Below are 16,586 nucleotides of genomic sequence, written 5' to 3' on the forward strand. Positions count from 1 at the left end.
CCGTAGGCCATCCGTACCTTCGCCGACGCGAGGTCAGCCCGCCCAGATACCGGCGTTCTTGTGCTCGGTGGCCTGGTAGTTCTGCGCGGCGTTGTCCAGCGCCTTGGCGATGGCCTCGAGCGTCGAGTGCAGAGAAGCGGCGCGCTGGTCCCACTCGCGCTGGCGGGCCTGGTAGCCCTCCTGCGCCGAGCCTTCCCAGCTCGCGGCGATCTTCTTGACGCCGGCCTCGAGGTCGTCGAGCTGCTGGCGGATGTTGTTGGCCGTGCCCCGCACGTCCTGGCTTGCCTGCTGGATCGTCGCAAAATTAACGAGGATCTGGCCTGACATGGTGTCTCCTCAGGAGTTGTTGATGCCTGGTCGATTCACAAACCGCAGAGGCCCATCGGCCGTACTGCGACTGGGCCGGTGCGCCACCGGAAGTGGCGCGGCCCCATCAGCCGAACGGCGAGTCGTTCGAGGCGGAGACGTGCGAGATCGACTGTGCCTGCTCCTCTTCGGAGGCGGAGTAGTTCTTCGTGGTCGCGTCGATCGCGTCCTTGATCTCACCCAGCAGCTGGTTGAGACGGTTGGCGTCCTCGTTCACCTTCGACTGCAGCTGGTTGTACGAGGTGGCCGCAGCACCCTTCCACCCGGACGTGATGGTGTCGACGACCGTGTTCAGGCGCGAGATCTCGCCCTGGATCGACTGGTTGACAGAGGAGATCTTGCCGCTGAACGCGACCATCTCCTCTTCAGTGGTTGTGTACTGCTGACCAGCCATAGTCAACGTCCCCCATGAGACTTGTACGTCGTGCCGTGCCGCGCCGTTGCCGGCGCCTGCGCGGTGGGCGCCACCTACTGGCGCCCTCGACCACTCTAACCACTCCACACGTCTGTTCCCAACAGAGGGAGGGCAGTTGTGACGGGATCACAACATTGTCAACTACCCGTCAGCTGCGGGTCGTTCGGTAGAATCGGACGGATGTGGCGATTCATGCCGCTATCGGGCGCCACGACGCCCTCGGGTGCGCATCACGGCAGAGGCCGCGCCGGCGCCCTGCGGGGGCACCGGCGCGGCCTTCAGCAGGTCAGGATCCCTGCGTCTTCTCCGCCGCATGGACGTCCAGGGACGGGCCCGCGGACAGCAGGTTCGACCAGGCCATCAGGATGTCCGGCTGCCGCACCCCCTTGTAGCCGAGCCGGTACATCGCCACCCCCTGCTCTTCCTTGTCGTTGCCGGCCTTGTTCTTGCTGTCGTTGTTGGTCGGCACGTTGTAGCGCAGGCCGGTGTCCGTGACGAGGAACGTGCTGCCGGAGTTCGACGTCGGGCTGGAGACGGCTCGGTAGACCAGGCCGCTGCCCGGCGTGACGTAGGCGTGGGTGCCGGAGGAGATCTTGACCGGGTAGTCGTCGCCCACCCAGGTCAGCATGTCCGGCAGGCCCTTGGGGTAGCCGAGCTTGTCCGCACCCGGGAACTTGGTGTTGGTGCCCTGGTAGGCGGTGCAGGACACGCCCGTGTCGGTGGCGTGGTTCACGCCACCGGTCTGCGACGACTCACCGAAGTTGTTGGCCATGTCGACCTCTTGCTTCGGCCACGGGTTGGGGAAGTCGCTTCCCGGGATGGGCGTGCCCAGGTAGTCCTTGAACTGACCGGTGTCCTCGTCCTTCTGCACGTTGCGGATGGACGTGGTGGCCAGACTCTTGACCACGAGCTCGTTGTCGGTCTTGGTGACGTCCTTCGCGTTCTGCCCATTGGTCAGGAACTTGGCGATGAAGTTCGACACCTTCTGGACGCCGTCGTTCGTCACGACGTACTTCTGTCCCGAAGAGGAGTCCTGGACGACGTTGCCGACCTTGTTGTCCGCCGCCGGCAGGTCGTCGTTCTGGACCTGTCGGCCCGCCCCGGGGATGGTCGGCATGTAGATCGGATAGGGGCTCTTGATCAGCGTGTTCAGCCATTCGTCGGTGACCAGCTGCGGAGGCTTGTCACCGAAGAGGATGCGCTGGATGTCCTCGTCGGCGGCCGCCTTGGTCTTGCCCCCGGGGGGCCGCTGGCCGCCGAACGTGGAGTCGAACTCGAACTTGACGCCGTGCTGGTCGACCAGGAACCGCTTCCCCTCGGAGTTCGTGACGAAGAGCGCCTGGTCGTCGTCCACCCGGCCGCCGGTCGATTCCTCGATCTTCTTCTTGTCGTTTCCGGCGAGGACGAACACGGCCTGCTGGGGCTTGCTGCCCTTGCCGCTGCCGGCGCGGTTGCACACCGCCCAGGTCTTCGGCTTGGCGACGTCGTCCTTGTCCGGGAGCCGGTCGGGCGCGAACGGGATGCCGACGGCCGGGCCGTGCGCGATCTTGGCCTTGTCCAGCTCCTCTTCCTTGACCGGCGTGACCTTGAACTTGTCGGGGTCGAGGAGCAGCCGGGCGGACGCGAGGTTCAGGACGGGGTGGAGCATTTTCTGGTCGTTGCCATTGGCGTCCTTGTGGTTCAGGACGACATAGCGGGTGGTGGACTTGTCGCCGACGATGACGTTTTCCCCCACATTGTCCCAGCCCTGCGGCGCGACGGGCTTGAGAATGCCGCATGCTCCGAATCCCACGAGCACCAGCACGCCCATCACGATGCTGGGCACCACGGCCTTCAGGGGCTTCGGCGCGCTCTCGATCGATCCATTGGGCAACGGCTTCAGAAATGCCGCATTCGTTCGCTTTCGCGCGAACGAATAGGCATTCAGCTCGTCCCGACGTGATGCCATTGTTACTTTCTCTCCCCGCCTGTCGGATCCACCTACGACCGCCCCCGGCACTCTCGCCGTAGCGCCCTCTACTATGCCGTGTGTCGATCGACCCGTACGGTACGGGTGCCACCTTCCAACGCACCAGTCTCACGGCGGCCGATACGCCTAGAGGCCACACCACCAGTAGAGGAGCAGGCCGGGGGATGTCCAGCGCCACCAGGGCTCGACGCCGCAACGGGCGGCAACAGCAGCAACAGCCTTCCGCGGCACCGCAATACGCGGGAAATGCTGACCAAAACGGCACAGCTCGGGGCAACAGAGGAAATCGCGGCCGGAGTTCGGCGCCGCGTCCGTCCGGTCCGGTGTCGCCGCGTCTGCGTCAGCAGGCCGGGAATATCGGCGGTGTTCGGGTACAGCAGCTGGCGATTGTGGAAATCGCCGCGGCGCTGGTGCTGGTGGGCCTGTCGATGCAGAATCCGGTCGCGCTGGTCGTGGCCGTCGTGCTGGCGGCCGTACTGGTCATTTTCGCGCTCGGCCGGCGCCGTAAGATCCCGCTGCCGGAGTGGATCACGACCGTGCGCGCCATGAAGCGCCGCGGCAAGGAGGGTACGGCCGCGCTGGCCGCCACCCAGGGTGTCGACCCGGCGTTCGCCCCGGTGGTGGAGTGCGATCCGGCGCTGCGCACCTACGAGTACACGACGGACGCGGATCAGCGCGCCATCGGGTTCGTCGGGGACGGCACGTTCCTGACGGTGCTGGTGCAGGTCGATGCGCGCGACGAGCCGCTGCGGCCGCAGCGGGGCAGCCACATGATGCCGCTCGAGGTGCTGCACACCGCGCTCGACGTGGAGGACATCCACCTGGAGTCGGTGCAGTTCGTGCAGTACACCCAGCCGGCGCCGGCGCCGCATCTGCCCGAACAGGCCGTCGCGGCCCGTTCGTACGCGCCGCTGCAGGCGCAGTCGCAGACGCCTGCCGTACAGCTGACGTGGATCGCGCTGAAGCTCGACCCGGAGCTGTGCGCCGAGGCCATCGAGGCCCGCGGCGGCGGGGTGGAGGGTGCCCAGCGCTCGCTGCTGCGCGCCGCCGACCAGCTCGTCAGCCGCATCAGCGCGCATGGTGTGCGCGCCAAGGTGCTCAACGAGCGTGAGGTGGTGGCCGCGGTCGGCACCGCGGTGTGCGTGAGCCCGCGGGCGGCCAACGGCGCGATGGGACGGGACGGGCGGGCCGCCCGCCGTACCCAGGAGACGACCCGGGCGATGCGCTGCGACGACCGCTGGCACTCCACCTACTGGATCGGCCGCTGGCCCCAACTCGGCCAGGGCGGTGCGCCGTTGGCGGCCGTCACCCAGCTGCTGACCAGCACCCGGGCGATGGCGAGCACCTTCTCGCTGACCGCCACGCACGGCGGCGGCCGCCTTCCGGCCATCACCGGGTACGTCCGGCTGTCGACCCGCAGCGAGAACGAACTGTCCGCGGCGCAGACCGAGTTGGAGCGCCGTTCCGGTTCCGTGAAGGTCGGTCTCGTACGGCTCGACCGCGAGCAGCTGCCCGGCCTGCTGGCCACGCTTCCCCTCGGAGGTACCCGCTGATGGCCACTCCCACCTATCAGCCCCGCGGTGTCAACGTCAGCAGCGACGGCTGGCGCACTCCCACCGGTGGTGCGAACCGCCGGCTCTCGCACCAGCCGCGTCTGGAAGAGGAGGAGCAGTCGGGGCCCACCGGTCCGAAGCCGAGGCCCGGTTTCGGGTTGCGCGGTCCGCGCCGTAACCCGCATGTCCTGACGGCCGAATCGCTCGGCTCGCTGACCCTGCCGGTCGGTGACGACGGCGTGATCATCGGTATCGACCCGCAGAACCAGCCCGCGGTGCTCAGCCTGCTGCGGCCCGCGCCGATGGAGATCGCGCTGGTCGGCAGCATGTGGATGGCCCAGGTTCTGGCGCTGCGCACGGTCGCCACCGGGGCGCGGGTCGCGGTGGAGACCGCGCGGCCGCAGGCCTGGGGGCAGATGGCGCAGGCTGCGGGCGGTGGCCAGCAGTGTGTGTCGATCCATGAGGTGCGCCAGATCGCGCCACAGGGACCGTCGGTTTCCAGCCCCGTGCTGGTCGTCCGCGACATGGGTGCCCGGCCGCCGCGCAATCAGCTCGCGCCCAGCCCCTGGCAGTCGGTGCTGACCGTGCTGCCGTTCCTCGGGCCGCGGTCGCCGCAGATGCTCGGCCGCGTCGATCTGGTGGGTCTGCAGCGGCTGTCACCCGAAGAGGCGGAAGTTGTGACGCGAATCATGCGGCTGCCCGAGCAGGTCGGTGCGGTACTGCCGACGCTCAGCGACAACGCCATGCTGTGGGCCTCGCGCGATGGCCATCAGTTCGTGATGACCCAGCCGACGGACGCGGAGACCAACCTGCTCGGCGGCCCGCGCCGTATGGACTGACCGCAGCTGCGGGCCGGTTGTGCACATGGTGCGCACGCGGCCGGCAAGGGGCATGCTTACGGGCGCATCCACGGGTGCGCCCGTAAGCATGCCGACGGGGCTTGAAGACGACATGGCATCGACTGCCGTTATGGGCCGACTCTTGATTAGGCTGTGTGGAGAGCGTTGAGAGCGCAGACGCACATCGCTACGGCAGTCCGCGGCGGCAGTCGGTACGGGGATGGAGACATGCAGTGGTGGCGCAGCCCCGGCTGATGTGTTCCGACGTCAGTTACAACCGATTCATCCGATCGATCCGCCTGTATCCGGTCCTGCCGTTCAGGTGCGTTGCAGTAGACCAGGAGGCACAGTGAGGGACCAGGAGGCTTTCCGCCCGGACGGGAACGATCCTGACGACGACCAGTCCGAGTTCGATCTGACCGGCGAATTCAAGATCGATTTCACCGCTCCGGCCTGGTATGCGAACAACGACACCAGCGGAGGCGCAGGTGCCGCCGTCGCGCCGCCTCCTGCGCCCACGCCCGCAACTCCGCCCAACGGGGCGCAGCCGCCCGTCGGGCAGCCGCTGCAGGGCCCCGCTCAGGGTGTCCCCGGTGTCCCGCCGCAGGGTGTGCCCGGGCAGGGTGCGCCGGCGCCGGTGACCCCGCCCGCGGAGGCCGCGCCGCCCGGATTCCCGATGCTGCGCCCCAACGAGACGGGCGCCCCGGCCGCGCAGGCGCCGGCCCCGCAGCCGCCCGCCGAGCCGGTGGCGGCGCCCGCCGAGGCTCCGCAGGCCGCGCCGGACGGGGAATCCGGCGAGGGCAACGTGCGTTCTGGCAGCGGTGTCGATCCCTCGTTCTCGCTCTGGGACGACGACGATGACGATGACGCGGAGCCGGCGGCGGAGGCCGCCCCGGCCGCCGGGTCTGAGGCACCGGCGCCGCAGCCGGAGGCCGCCCCGGCCGACTCTCCCGCCGAGGCGCCCGGTCCCGCGCCGCAGACGCCCGAGCAGCCCGCACCGGCCGACGCCCAGGCCGCGCAGCCCGTACCGGGCCAGCAGCCTGTGCAGGCTCAGCCGCAGCAGGGCGTGCCCGCACAGGCTCAGCCACAGCCGCAGGCCCAGCCACAGCCCCAGCAGGACGCCGCCCAGCAGGCGGTTCCGCAGCAGGCGACGCCGCAGGGTGCGCCCCAGCAGGGCGTACCACAGCAGGGCGCTCCCTGGGGTGCGGCGGCCGATGGTCAGCAGCAGGCCGGACTGCCGCCGCTGCCGCCGGAGTTCCAGCCGGCGGACCCGCGCACGGCCCAGGCCCAGCAGCCGCAGCCGCAGCCGCAGCCGCAGCAGGCTCCCGCCCAGCAGCACCCGCCCCAGCAGGCACCGCAGCAGCCCCAGGCCGGATACCCGCAGCAGGGCCAGCAGCAGCCCCCGCAGGCCTACCCGCAGCAGGGCCAGCCCGCCCAGCAGCAGCCCGCCTACGGCTATCCGCAGCCCGCGTACGGCTACCCCCAGCAGCAGGCCCAGCAGCCGCAGCAGCCGCAGCAGAACCCCAACGCGGCCGCACCGCAGTCCGCTTACGGCTATCCGCAGCAGCAGCCGCAGCAGGGCTACCCGCAGCAGGGCCAGCAGCAGGCAGCGCCCGGTTACGACCAGCAGCAGGCCCAGGCCCAGCAGGCCGCGCACGCCCAGCAGCAGGCCGCACAGGCGCAGGCCCAGGCGCAGGCCCAGGCCCAGCAGCAGGCCGCCCAGGCCCAGCCTCAGCAGCTGCAGCAGGCCCAGCCGTTCCCCGGTCAGCAGGCCGGCGACCCGAACGCCGCGAACTACGCGCAGTACTCACAGCCGGGCCAGCAGCAGCCTCAGCGGGCCGCTCCGGGCGCGCCGCTCGGTTACAGCGCCGCCGTCGAGCTGACCTCCGACCGGCTGCTGCGCAACCAGCCCAAGAAGCGCAAGCCGGGTGCCAACGCCCAGCCGTCGAAGTTCAAGCTGGGCGCGAAGAAGGAGCTGGAGGAGCGGCAGCGCAAGCTGGAGCTGATCCGTACGCCGGTGATGTCCTGCTACCGCATCGCCGTCATCAGCCTCAAGGGCGGCGTCGGCAAGACCACGACGACGACCGCGCTGGGTTCCACCCTCGCGTCCGAGCGGCAGGACAAGATCCTGGCGATCGACGCCAACCCGGACGCCGGCACCCTCGGCCGACGGGTGCGCCGCGAGACCGGTGCGACCATCCGTGACCTGGTGCAGGCGATCCCGCAGCTGCACAGCTACATGGACATCCGCCGGTTCACCTCGCAGGCCCCCTCGGGGCTGGAGATCCTCGCCAACGACGTCGACCCGGCCGTCTCGACGACCTTCAACGACGACGACTACCGGCGGGCGATCGACGTCCTCGGCAGGCAGTACCCGATCATCCTCACCGACTCGGGTACGGGTCTGCTCTACAGCGCGATGCGCGGTGTGCTCGACCTCGCCGACCAGTTGATCATCATCTCCACGCCCTCCGTGGACGGTGCGAGCAGCGCCAGCACCACCCTGGACTGGCTGTCCGCGCACGGCTACGCCGACCTGGTGCAGCGCGGTATCACGGTCATCTCCGGGGTCCGCGAGACCGGCAAGATGATCAAGATCGACGACATCGTGTCGCACTTCGAGACCCGCTGCCGCGGCGTCGTGGTCGTCCCCTTCGACGAACACCTCGCGGCCGGTGCCGAGGTCGACCTCGACATGATGCGGCCCAAGACCCGCGAGGCGTACTTCCACCTCTCGGCCCTGGTGGCCGAGGACTTCGCGCGGCAGCAGCAGGCGCAGGGCTATTACCCGCAGCAGCAGCAGATGGGCGGCGACCCGTACGCCCAGCAGCAGTACCCGCAGCAGGGGCAGCAGCCGCAGCAGGGTTATCCGCAGCAGCAGGGCCAGCCCCAGCAGCCCCCGGCCGGTTACCCGCCGCAGCAGGGCGGCTGGCAGCAGCAGCCCGCTCAGCCGCCGGCCGGCTGGCAGCAGCAACAGCCGGCTCCGGACGCACCGCTGCCGGACGGCGGCGGCTGGACGCAGCAGCAGCCTCCCCAGTAGCAGTACGGAAAAGGGGCGGGGCCCGGTACACAGGTACCGGGCCCCGCCCCTTCGTGCTGTGCGCGCTCAGCCCGCGTCGGCGATCAGCCCCCGCGCCTGCTTCACATCGATCGCCATCCGCTCCAGCAGCGCGTCGAGGGTGGCGAACTTCTCCTGGCCGCGGATGTAGGCGAGGAACTCCACGGCGACGTGCAGGCCGTACAGGTCCAGGCCGACGCGGTCGATCGCATACGCCTCGACCGTGCGCACCTTGCCGTCGAACTGCGGGTTGGTGCCGACCGAGATCGCCGCCGGCATCGCCTCGCCCTCGACGTGCAGCAGGCCCGCGTAGACGCCGTCGGCGGGGATCGCGGTGTGCGGCAGGGTCTCGACGTTGGCGGTCGGGAAGCCCAGTTCGCGGCCGCGCTGCGCACCGCGTACGACGACGCCCTCGACGCGGTGCGGCCGCCCCAGGACCTCCATGGCACCGTCCACATCGCCCTCCGCGACCAGGCGGCGGACGAGGGTGGAGGAGAACGGCTCGCCGCCGCCCGCCGTACCCCGTTCGAAGAGGTCGATGACCTCCACGGTGTAGCCGTGGGTGCGGCCGAGCTCGGCGAGGGTGGCGACCGTGCCGCTCGCCTTGTGCCCGAAGCGGAAGTTGGGGCCTTCCACGACGACCTGCGCGTGCAGCTTGTCGGCCAGCACCTTGGCCACGAAATCGGCCGGTGCCAGCTTCGAGAACTCCTTGGTGAACGGGAGGATCAGTACGGCGTCCACGCCCAGCCCGTCCATCAGCTCCGCGCGCCGGTGGTGCGGCGCGAGCAGCGGCGGATGGGTGCCAGGGCGCACGACCTCGCTCGGGTGCGGGTCGAAAGTGACGACCACCGCGGGAATGCCCAGCTCACGGGCGCGCTCGACGGCCTTGCCGATGATCAATTGGTGGCCGCGGTGCACACCGTCGTACGAGCCGATGGTGACGACGCTGCGTCCCCAGCCCTCGGGGATGTCCTCCAAGCCACGCCAGCGCTGCACTGTGCCCGCTCCTCGCCCGAACCCTTGTCCGTCCACTGCGCCACTTCGGCATGACGCAGGTCTAAGACTGCCATGCCGGGGGCGGTGCTTCGCGCGAAGGGTGCCCGACGGGGCCCTGGCTCCCGTGGGCAGGCGCGCTCGCGGCATGCCCGGCCGCCCGTCCGCCGGTCCGGCACCGGCCCGCCGGGCGCGGGCCCGCCCGGCCGCAGCGCCTCCCGGCCCGCGTCGCGGAGTGCCAACTCCGGCGCCTCCAAGGGGAGATGACGGCGTGAGCCGAGGAAACGCGCCCCCGTCCGCGCCGTGATTCACTCCGAGCGCCGCATCGAGTGAGTGAATCACCGCGTCGCAATGGACAGAGTCAGGACGAGGGGGATGGTGGACCGCGGGCCGGGCCGCCGCATCCGGCGACCGCCCGCGTTCCACCACCTTCACCGGCGTCCGCGCTCCCGCGAGCCCTCCCGTAAGGTGCACGCTCAGTCATCACGAGCAGCGAGCAGTGAGAGGCGAGAGACGCACCGTGACCCTCCACCCGGCAGACCCGGCACGCCCTGCCGAGCCCGGCACCCCGGTGGCGGCCGGCGAGCCGCCCACGGCGCGTGCGATCCGGCTGCGCACCGTCGCCCCCGCCCTGGCCGCCCTGCTCCTCCTCGGCCTGGCCCTCGCCGCCCAGGCCGCCCTCCCCCGGCTCCCCGGCGCCGTCGTGAGCTGGGGCTTCCCGCTGCTCTACGCGCTGTCCTGCGCCGCCCTGCTGGGCGCCTGCCGCGCCGTCTCCCTGACGGTGCACGGACGCCACCAGGCACGCGTGCTGCGGACGTACCCCTGGCAGCGGCTGAACGGCGCCCTGCGCCACGAGGACGACGGGCGGCGGCATCTGGTCGTGCCCGACCCCGATGTCCCGGCTGAGGAGCTACGGCTCCCCGTGGACGGCCGGTTCGGGGAGGCGTCCGGGGCGGTGTGGTTCGCCGGTGACCCACGGTTCCTGGGTGTGCTCGCGCTGCCCGGCCCCCGGCGGATGACCACGCCGGCCCGGCCCGCGGCCCGCGACACCCGGCTGCGTGCGTACGCCGGGCCGCTGAGCGCCGGAGCGCGCGCCCGCGCCCTGGCCGTGGGGGCGCGGGTGGCGCCGCCGGACGGCGCCCTCGAGGCCGGTCCCGTCCCGGCCGGCGGCCTGGCGAAGGTCGCCCTGGACCACGGGGACACCGCGGCCGGCCCGCGCCGCTCCCTCGTCCGCCGCCGGATCGCGCTGTACGGCCAACTCGTCGTGCTCGCCGGGTTCTTCGCCGCCGTCTCCCTGCGGCCCGACCCCGGCCCGCTGCTCCCGGCGGCCCTCATGGCGCTGCTCGTGGCGCCGTTCACGCTGCTGACGGCGGCGCTGGCAGCCGGCGGCACACGGCGGCTGGAGCGGACGCTGCGGACGTACCCCTGGCAGGAGCTGTACGGCGAGCCGGAGGCGACGGGGACGGCGCACGACCGCGAGATCCTGGTCCTGAGGCCGGATCGGGGCGGCTCGGTCAGGCTGCGCGCGGTCCCGCTGCGCAGGCGCTTCGACGGCGCCGAACGCTTCTGGTTCGCCGGCGATCCGAGGTACGGGGGCGCGGTGTCCGTTCCCGGAGGCGGGCGGCCCGTCCGGGTGGTCCGGGTGCAGCCGGCGCAGGCGGACCGGAAAAAGCAGCAGGCCACGCCGGAGGCGGACGCCCTCGCCGAGGCGGCGGGCCTGACGAAGAACGGCCGACCGAAGACCTGGGCGTACTGAGCGACGTACGGGGACGAAACGGCCGGTGGCCGGCCCCGGAGCGCGCATCAGCGCACCGGAACCGGCCACCGGCACCCGCGGTCTCAGCCGAAGACCGCCAGGCTCTTCGCCTTCCCGCCCTGGTTCTCCACCAGCGCCAGGAAGGTGCCGTCCGGTCCGAACGCCGCCACCGGACCGCCGGCCTCGAACCGCGGGATCGGGATCCGCGCGCCGTTCATCAGCAGCCGCGCCTGCGGCTCGGCGACATCCCAGCGGGTGAACGCCGCGGCCGCCGCCTCCCCGATCGGCATGACCGGCAGCCCCGGGCCCTCGGTGTCGTCCACCGCGGCCTGCAGCTGCTCGAGCGTGCGCGCCCGGTCCAGCTTGTACGGGCCCACCCGGGTGCGGCGCAGGGCCGTCAGATGCCCGCCGACGCCGAGCCCGGCGCCCAGGTCGCGGGCGAGCGCGCGGATGTACGTACCGGACGAGCACTCGACGGAGACCAGCAGATCGGTCACCGGGGTGCCGTCCTCCGCCTCCGTCTCGGTCACGGAATAGACCACGAACGAGGAGACGGTCACCGGCCGGGCCGGAATCTCCACGTCCTCCCCGTCGCGCACCCGCGAGTACGACCGCTTACCGTCGATCTTGATGGCGCTGACCTTCGACGGGACCTGCATGATCGCCCCGGACAGCTCCGCGACGCCCGCGTCGATGTCCTCCCGGGAGATGCCGTGCGCCGCCTTCGACGCGGTGATCTCGCCCTCGGCGTCGTCGGTGACCGTCGTCTGGCCGAGCCGGATGGTGCCGACGTACTCCTTCTCCGTCAGCGCCAGATGACCGAGCAGCTTGGTGGCCCGCTCGATGCCGAGGACGAGCACGCCCGTGGCCATCGGGTCGAGCGTGCCGGCATGCCCGACCCGGCGGGTGCGGGCCATACCGCGCATCTTCGCCACGACGTCGTGCGAAGTGAAACCGGCCGGCTTGTCGACGATGACGAGGCCGCCCGGCTTGTTGCTCTCACGCTTCATTCTGCCGCTCGGCCCTCGTCGTCCTCGTCCTCGCCCGGCTTGCGGTACGGGTCGGCGTCGCCGGCGTACTGGGCGCCCGAGGACACCTCGCGGACCTTGGCGTCCGAGGCCCGCGCCTTGTCGAGCAGGTCGTCGATCGTGCGGGCCGTCTCCGGCAGGGCGTCCGGCACGAACGCCAGGGTCGGCGTGAACTTCGTGCCGGCCGCCGCGCCGACCGCGGAGCGCAGGATGCCCTTGGCGCTCTCCAGGCCCGCGGCCGCGCTGGCGCGGTCCTCGTCGTCTCCGTAGACCGTGTAGAAGACCGTCGCCTCCCGCAGGTCGCCGGTGACCCGGGTGTCCGTGATGGTCACGTGCGTACCGAGCCGCGGGTCCTTGATTCCGCGCTGCAGCTTCTGGGCGACCACCTCCCGGATGAGGTCCGCCAGCTTCTTCGCCCGCGCATTGTCGGCCACTGGTCCGTCTCCTTCTTGTCTTCCACAATTGTGCTTCCACCGGCGGCGGCGTGCCCGGTCGGGGTCAGTCGTCGTCGCCGTGCAGCCGCCGGCGTACCGACAGCAGCTCCACTTCGGGCCGCGCGGCGACCAGGCGCTCGCAGCGGTCCATGATTTCGGTGAGATGCCCGGCGTCCCCGGACACCACCGCCAGGCCGATCAGGGCCCTGCGGTGCAGATCCTGGTCCCCGACCTCCGCGACGCTCACCGCGAACTTGCGGTGCAGCTCGGCGACGATCGGGCGGACGACGGAGCGCTTCTCCTTCAGCGACCGGACGTCGCCGAGAAGCAGGTCAAAGGACAGCGTCCCTACGTACATGCAAGACAGGTCAAGCCACCTGTGGGGCCTTAGGCATACGGATCATCCGAACCGTGGGTCATCCGAACCGTACACGCAACGGCCGGGGCCGATCGACGGATTTCCTCCGCCGACCGGCCCCTGACGCTTGCTACGCGATCAGCCGCGCGGCTTCTCCCGCATCTCGTACGTCGCGATGACGTCGTCGACCTTGATGTCGTTGTAGTTGCCGAGGTTGATACCGCCCTCGAAACCTTCGCGAATCTCGGTGACGTCGTCCTTGAAGCGACGCAGACCCTGGATGTTGAGGTCCTCCGCGACCACCTTGCCGTCGCGGATGAGGCGCGCCTTGGTGTTCCGCTTGACCTCGCCGGAGCGGATGAGCACACCCGCGATGTTGCCCAGCTTGGACGACTTGAAGACCTCGCGGATCTCCGCCGTACCGAGCTCGACCTCTTCGTACTCCGGCTTGAGCAGGCCCTTGAGCGCCGCCTCGATCTCCTCGATCGCCTGGTAGATGACCGAGTAGTAGCGGACGTCGACGCCCTCGCGCTCGGCCAGCTGCGTGGCGCGGCCTTCGGCGCGCACGTTGAAGCCGATCACGATCGCGTCGGAGCCGGTCGCCAGGTTGATGTCGGACTCGGTGACCGCACCCACGCCGCGGTGCAGCACGCGGATGTCGACCTCCTCGCCCACATCGAGCTGGAGCAGCGAGGACTCGAGAGCCTCCACCGAACCGGACGCATCGCCCTTGATGATGAGGTTGAGCTGCTGGATCTCGCCGGCCTTGAGCACCTTGTCCAGGTCCTCCATGGAGACCCGGCGGGTGCGCTTGGCGAAGGCGGCGTTCCGCTCGCGCGCGGCGCGCTTCTCGGCGATCTGACGGGCCGTACGGTCCTCGTCGACCACCAGGAAGTTGTCGCCGGCGCCCGGGACGTTGGTCAGACCCAGGACCAGGACGGGGGTCGAGGGACCCGCTTCCTCGACGTGGTTGCCCTTGTCGTCGAGCATCGCCCGGACCCGGCCGTACGCGTCGCCGACGACCATCGTCTCGCCGACGCGCAGCGTGCCGCGCTGGACCAGGACGGTCGCCACGGCGCCGCGGCCGCGGTCGAGGTGGGCCTCGATCGCGATGCCCTGCGCGTCCTGCTCCGCGTTGGCGCGCAGGTCGAGCGAGGCGTCCGCGGTGAGGACGACGGCCTCGAGCAGCTCCTCGATGTTGGTGCCCTGGCGGGCGGAGATGTCGACGAACATGGTGTCGCCGCCGTACTCCTCGGCCACCAGGCCGTACTCGGTCAGCTGACCGCGCACCTTGGTCGGGTCGGCACCCTCGACGTCGATCTTGTTGACCGCGACCACGATCGGCACGTCGGCCGCCTTGGCGTGGTTCAGAGCCTCGATCGTCTGCGGCATGACACCGTCGTTGGCCGCCACCACGAGGATCGCGATGTCGGTCGACTTGGCACCACGGGCACGCATGGCGGTGAACGCCTCGTGACCGGGGGTGTCGATGAAGGTGATCGCGCGGTCTTCGTCGTTGACCTGGGTCGTGACCTGGTACGCACCGATGTGCTGCGTGATGCCGCCGGCCTCGCCCGCGACCACGTTGGTCTTGCGGATCGCGTCCAGCAGTCGGGTCTTACCGTGGTCGACGTGACCCATGACGGTCACCACCGGCGGACGGGAGACGAGCATCTCCTCGCCGCCCTCGTTCTCGCCGAACTCGATGTCGAAGGACTCGAGCAGCTCGCGGTCCTCCTCCTCCGGGCTGACGATCTCGACGACGTAGTTCATCTCGTCGGCGAGCAGCTGCAGCGTCTCGTCGGAGACCGACTGGGTCGCGGTGACCATCTCGCCGAGGTTCAGCATGACCTGGACCAGGGACGCCGGGTTGGCGTTGATCTTCTCCGCGAAGTCCGTCAGCGAGGCACCGCGCGACAGGCGAACCGTCGCACCGTTGCCGCGCGGCAGCATGATGCCGCCGACCGACGGGGCCTGCATGGCCTCGTACTCCTGACGCCTCTGGCGCTTCGACTTGCGGCCACGACGCGCCGGACCGCCGGGACGGCCGAACGCACCCTGCGTGCCACCACGGCCACCGGGGCCGCCGGGACGACCGGCGAAGCCGGGACGACCGCCGCCGAAGCCGCCGCCACCACCGGGACCGCCGCCACCGGGACGACCGGCGAAACCGCCGCCGCCACCCGGACGACCGCCGCCGCCACCACCGGGACGACCGGCGAAACCGCCGCCACCACCGGGACGACCGGCACCACCGGGACGACCGGCACCGCCGGGACCGCGACCGCCGCCGCCACCGGGGCCCGGACGCGGGCCGGCAGCAGGACGCTGCGGCATCATGCCCGGGTTCGGACGGTTACCGCCGCCACCGGGACGCGGACCGGCGCCACCGCCGGGAGCCGCACCCTGCGGACGGGGCATGCCACCGGGGGTCGGACGTGCGCCGCCCTGGCCCTGGGGACGGGGACCACCCTGGCCGCCGCCCTGCGGACGCGGGCCGCCGGGACCGCCCTGGCCACCGGGACGCGGGGCGCCACCGGGACGGGGGGCCTGCGGACGGGCCATGCCCGTGGAGCCACCGGAGGTGAAGGGGTTGTTGCCCGGACGGGGGCCGGACGGACGGGCACCCGGACGGGGGCCCTGACGCTCGCCACCCGGACGCGGGGCGCCGCTGCGGCCCTGGCCGCCCTGGCCGGGGCCGGGACGGGAGCCGGGGCGCGGGGCGCCACCGGGACGGGGGGCCGACGGGCCGGGCGCGGGCGCGGCCGGCGGTGCCGTGAACTCGGGCTGCGCGGGGGCGGCCGGAGCGGGCTTGGGCGCCGGAGCCTTGGGGGCCGGCGTCGGACGCGGGCCCGGGGTGGGGCCGGCGGCGGGCGTGCTCTTGGGTGCTACAGGGGTCACCGGCGCCTCAGGGGCGGCCGGAGCCGGAGCCGCAGGGCCCGGCTTGGGGGCGCCCGGCTTCGGCGCAGCGGGACGCGCCGCCTGCGCCGGAGAGGGCGCCGACGGCTTCGCGGGGGCCGACTTGCGCGGTGCCGCGGGCTTCCCGGCGGCGCGGCCGCTGCCGCTGCCTGCCTGGAATGCGTCGGTCAGCTTGCGAACAACCGGCGCCTCGATCGTCGAGGACGCCGAACGGACGAATTCACCAAGTTCTTGGAGCTTGGCCATGACGACCTTGCTCTCAACACCGAACTCCTTGGCGAGTTCGTATACCCGGACCTTAGCCACTTCGCTCCTTCTAGGTCCGGGTTGTCCACCGGACCGTCGCTACTTCATGGGCGTACTCATCGCGTACTCATCGAGTGCTCATCGCAATCTCGACCTACTTCCGACTCGCGAGGTACCTGACCGCACGGTTTTCCGTGCGCTGTGCGTTCTTGCCTGTGCTTTTACTGCTGTGCGCTCTTGCCGAGAGCGGGCTGCTCACGACGCACCCCGCTCGATGACCCGACGCAATACCGTCGTGTCGAACGGCCCCGGTCCCCGAAAAGCCCGGGAAAACGCCCGGCGGCGGACCGCCAGATCGAGACAGACCAGTGTGGGGTGCACATATGCACCCCGGCCGGGCAGCGTACCGCGCTGATCGGGGGCGCACTCACCCTCGATCGCCACGATGCGCAGCAAATCGCCCTTGGCCGCTCGCTCCCGGCAACCCAGACACGTGCGCTCAGGGCATGCGCAGGCATGCGTCCGGCCAGACACTGCTTAAGTCTACCTCCCCGTACCGACCTCACCCCGATGGGGTAAAGACCGAACGTCTGATCAAAAATTCCCGCCGTCCGCCGCGACACCCCCAGGAGGGAGCCGCGGCGTCAGCGGA

Annotated in this window: 13 protein-coding genes; 4 read left to right on the forward strand and 9 right to left on the reverse strand. The window is 71.1% G+C overall.

The features are described from left to right. Positions 1–33: 33 nt before the first annotated feature. The 3 genes from ADL29_RS19455 to ADL29_RS19465 all read right to left on the reverse strand — a co-directional run bounded on the left by ADL29_RS19455 (position 34) and on the right by ADL29_RS19465 (position 2,729). A complete protein-coding gene (locus ADL29_RS19455; RefSeq protein ID WP_053924926.1) occupies positions 34–327 on the reverse strand; it encodes a WXG100 family type VII secretion target in 294 nt (97 codons plus the stop codon). Between the two features lie 106 nt (positions 328–433). After that, a complete protein-coding gene (locus tag ADL29_RS19460) occupies positions 434–760 on the reverse strand; it encodes a WXG100 family type VII secretion target (protein ID WP_053924927.1) in 327 nt (108 codons plus the stop codon). Positions 761–1,067: 307 nt separating this feature from the next. Further along, a complete protein-coding gene (locus tag ADL29_RS19465; protein WP_053924928.1) occupies positions 1,068–2,729 on the reverse strand; it encodes a type VII secretion protein EccB in 1,662 nt (553 codons plus the stop codon). A gap of 344 nt (positions 2,730–3,073) precedes the next feature. On the opposite strand from ADL29_RS19465, the gene eccE reads away from it, so the two are divergent. From eccE to ADL29_RS19480, 3 genes are all read left to right on the forward strand, one after another. Beyond that, positions 3,074–4,303, forward strand: a complete 1,230-nt coding sequence (gene eccE, locus ADL29_RS19470) for a type VII secretion protein EccE (protein ID WP_053924929.1) — start codon at positions 3,074–3,076, stop codon at positions 4,301–4,303. Next, entirely contained in the window at positions 4,303–5,142 is an 840-nt protein-coding gene (locus tag ADL29_RS19475; protein WP_046925724.1) for a hypothetical protein, read from the forward strand. The genes eccE and ADL29_RS19475 overlap by 1 nt, the downstream gene beginning before the upstream one ends. A gap of 349 nt (positions 5,143–5,491) precedes the next feature. After that, on the forward strand, positions 5,492–8,182 hold the full coding sequence (locus tag ADL29_RS19480; protein ID WP_053924930.1) for an SCO5717 family growth-regulating ATPase: 2,691 nt from the start codon (positions 5,492–5,494) through the stop codon (positions 8,180–8,182). Positions 8,183–8,248: 66 nt separating this feature from the next. Here ADL29_RS19480 and ADL29_RS19485 read toward each other — a convergent pair whose 3' ends face one another. Continuing rightward, on the reverse strand, positions 8,249–9,196 hold the full coding sequence (locus ADL29_RS19485; protein WP_053924931.1) for a bifunctional riboflavin kinase/FAD synthetase: 948 nt from the start codon (positions 9,194–9,196) through the stop codon (positions 8,249–8,251). 517 nt (positions 9,197–9,713) lie between these two features. Here ADL29_RS19485 and ADL29_RS19490 point away from each other — a divergent pair. Beyond that, a complete protein-coding gene (locus tag ADL29_RS19490; protein ID WP_053924932.1) occupies positions 9,714–10,949 on the forward strand; it encodes a hypothetical protein in 1,236 nt (411 codons plus the stop codon). Between the two features lie 83 nt (positions 10,950–11,032). Here ADL29_RS19490 and truB read toward each other — a convergent pair whose 3' ends face one another. From truB to ADL29_RS41240, 5 genes are all read right to left on the reverse strand, one after another. Next, positions 11,033–11,959 carry a tRNA pseudouridine(55) synthase TruB gene (truB, locus tag ADL29_RS19495; RefSeq protein WP_053924933.1) on the reverse strand — a complete coding sequence of 309 codons (927 nt, stop codon included), beginning with the start codon at positions 11,957–11,959 and terminating at the stop codon, positions 11,033–11,035. Continuing rightward, positions 11,956–12,411, reverse strand: coding sequence for a 30S ribosome-binding factor RbfA (gene rbfA / locus ADL29_RS19500; RefSeq protein ID WP_046925728.1), 456 nt, complete (start codon positions 12,409–12,411; stop codon positions 11,956–11,958). Before rbfA ends, truB begins: the two co-directional genes overlap by 4 nt. A 64-nt stretch (positions 12,412–12,475) precedes the next feature. Further along, positions 12,476–12,769: a DUF503 domain-containing protein gene (locus ADL29_RS19505; RefSeq protein ID WP_046925729.1), complete on the reverse strand. Its 294-nt coding sequence runs from the start codon at positions 12,767–12,769 to the stop codon at positions 12,476–12,478. Positions 12,770–12,907: 138 nt separating this feature from the next. Then, the gene (gene infB, locus ADL29_RS41235; RefSeq protein ID WP_078971136.1) at positions 12,908–15,994 is read right to left on the reverse strand and encodes a translation initiation factor IF-2; all 3,087 of its coding nucleotides are present in this window, start codon (positions 15,992–15,994) and stop codon (positions 12,908–12,910) included. Positions 15,995–16,189: 195 nt separating this feature from the next. Next, positions 16,190–16,468 carry a YlxR family protein gene (locus ADL29_RS41240; protein WP_078971137.1) on the reverse strand — a complete coding sequence of 93 codons (279 nt, stop codon included), beginning with the start codon at positions 16,466–16,468 and terminating at the stop codon, positions 16,190–16,192. Positions 16,469–16,586 lie beyond the last annotated feature (118 nt).

Source organism: Streptomyces chattanoogensis, assembly GCF_001294335.1.
In the GTDB taxonomy this organism is placed as follows: Bacteria; Actinomycetota; Actinomycetes; order Streptomycetales; family Streptomycetaceae; genus Streptomyces; species Streptomyces chattanoogensis.

Bases quoted from the DNA above. Each gene is read 5' to 3' on its own strand.
- ADL29_RS19455 (WP_053924926.1), bottom strand. From the start codon at position 327: ATGTCAGGCCAGATCCTCGTTAATTTTGCGACGATCCAGCAGGCAAGC.
- ADL29_RS19460 (WP_053924927.1), bottom strand. From the start codon at position 760: ATGGCTGGTCAGCAGTACACAACCACTGAAGAGGAGATGGTCGCGTTC.
- ADL29_RS19465 (WP_053924928.1), bottom strand. From the start codon at position 2,729: ATGGCATCACGTCGGGACGAGCTGAATGCCTATTCGTTCGCGCGAAAG.
- ADL29_RS19475 (WP_046925724.1), top strand. From the start codon at position 4,303: ATGGCCACTCCCACCTATCAGCCCCGCGGTGTCAACGTCAGCAGCGAC.
- truB (WP_053924933.1), bottom strand. From the start codon at position 11,959: ATGAAGCGTGAGAGCAACAAGCCGGGCGGCCTCGTCATCGTCGACAAG.
- ADL29_RS19505 (WP_046925729.1), bottom strand. From the start codon at position 12,769: ATGTACGTAGGGACGCTGTCCTTTGACCTGCTTCTCGGCGACGTCCGG.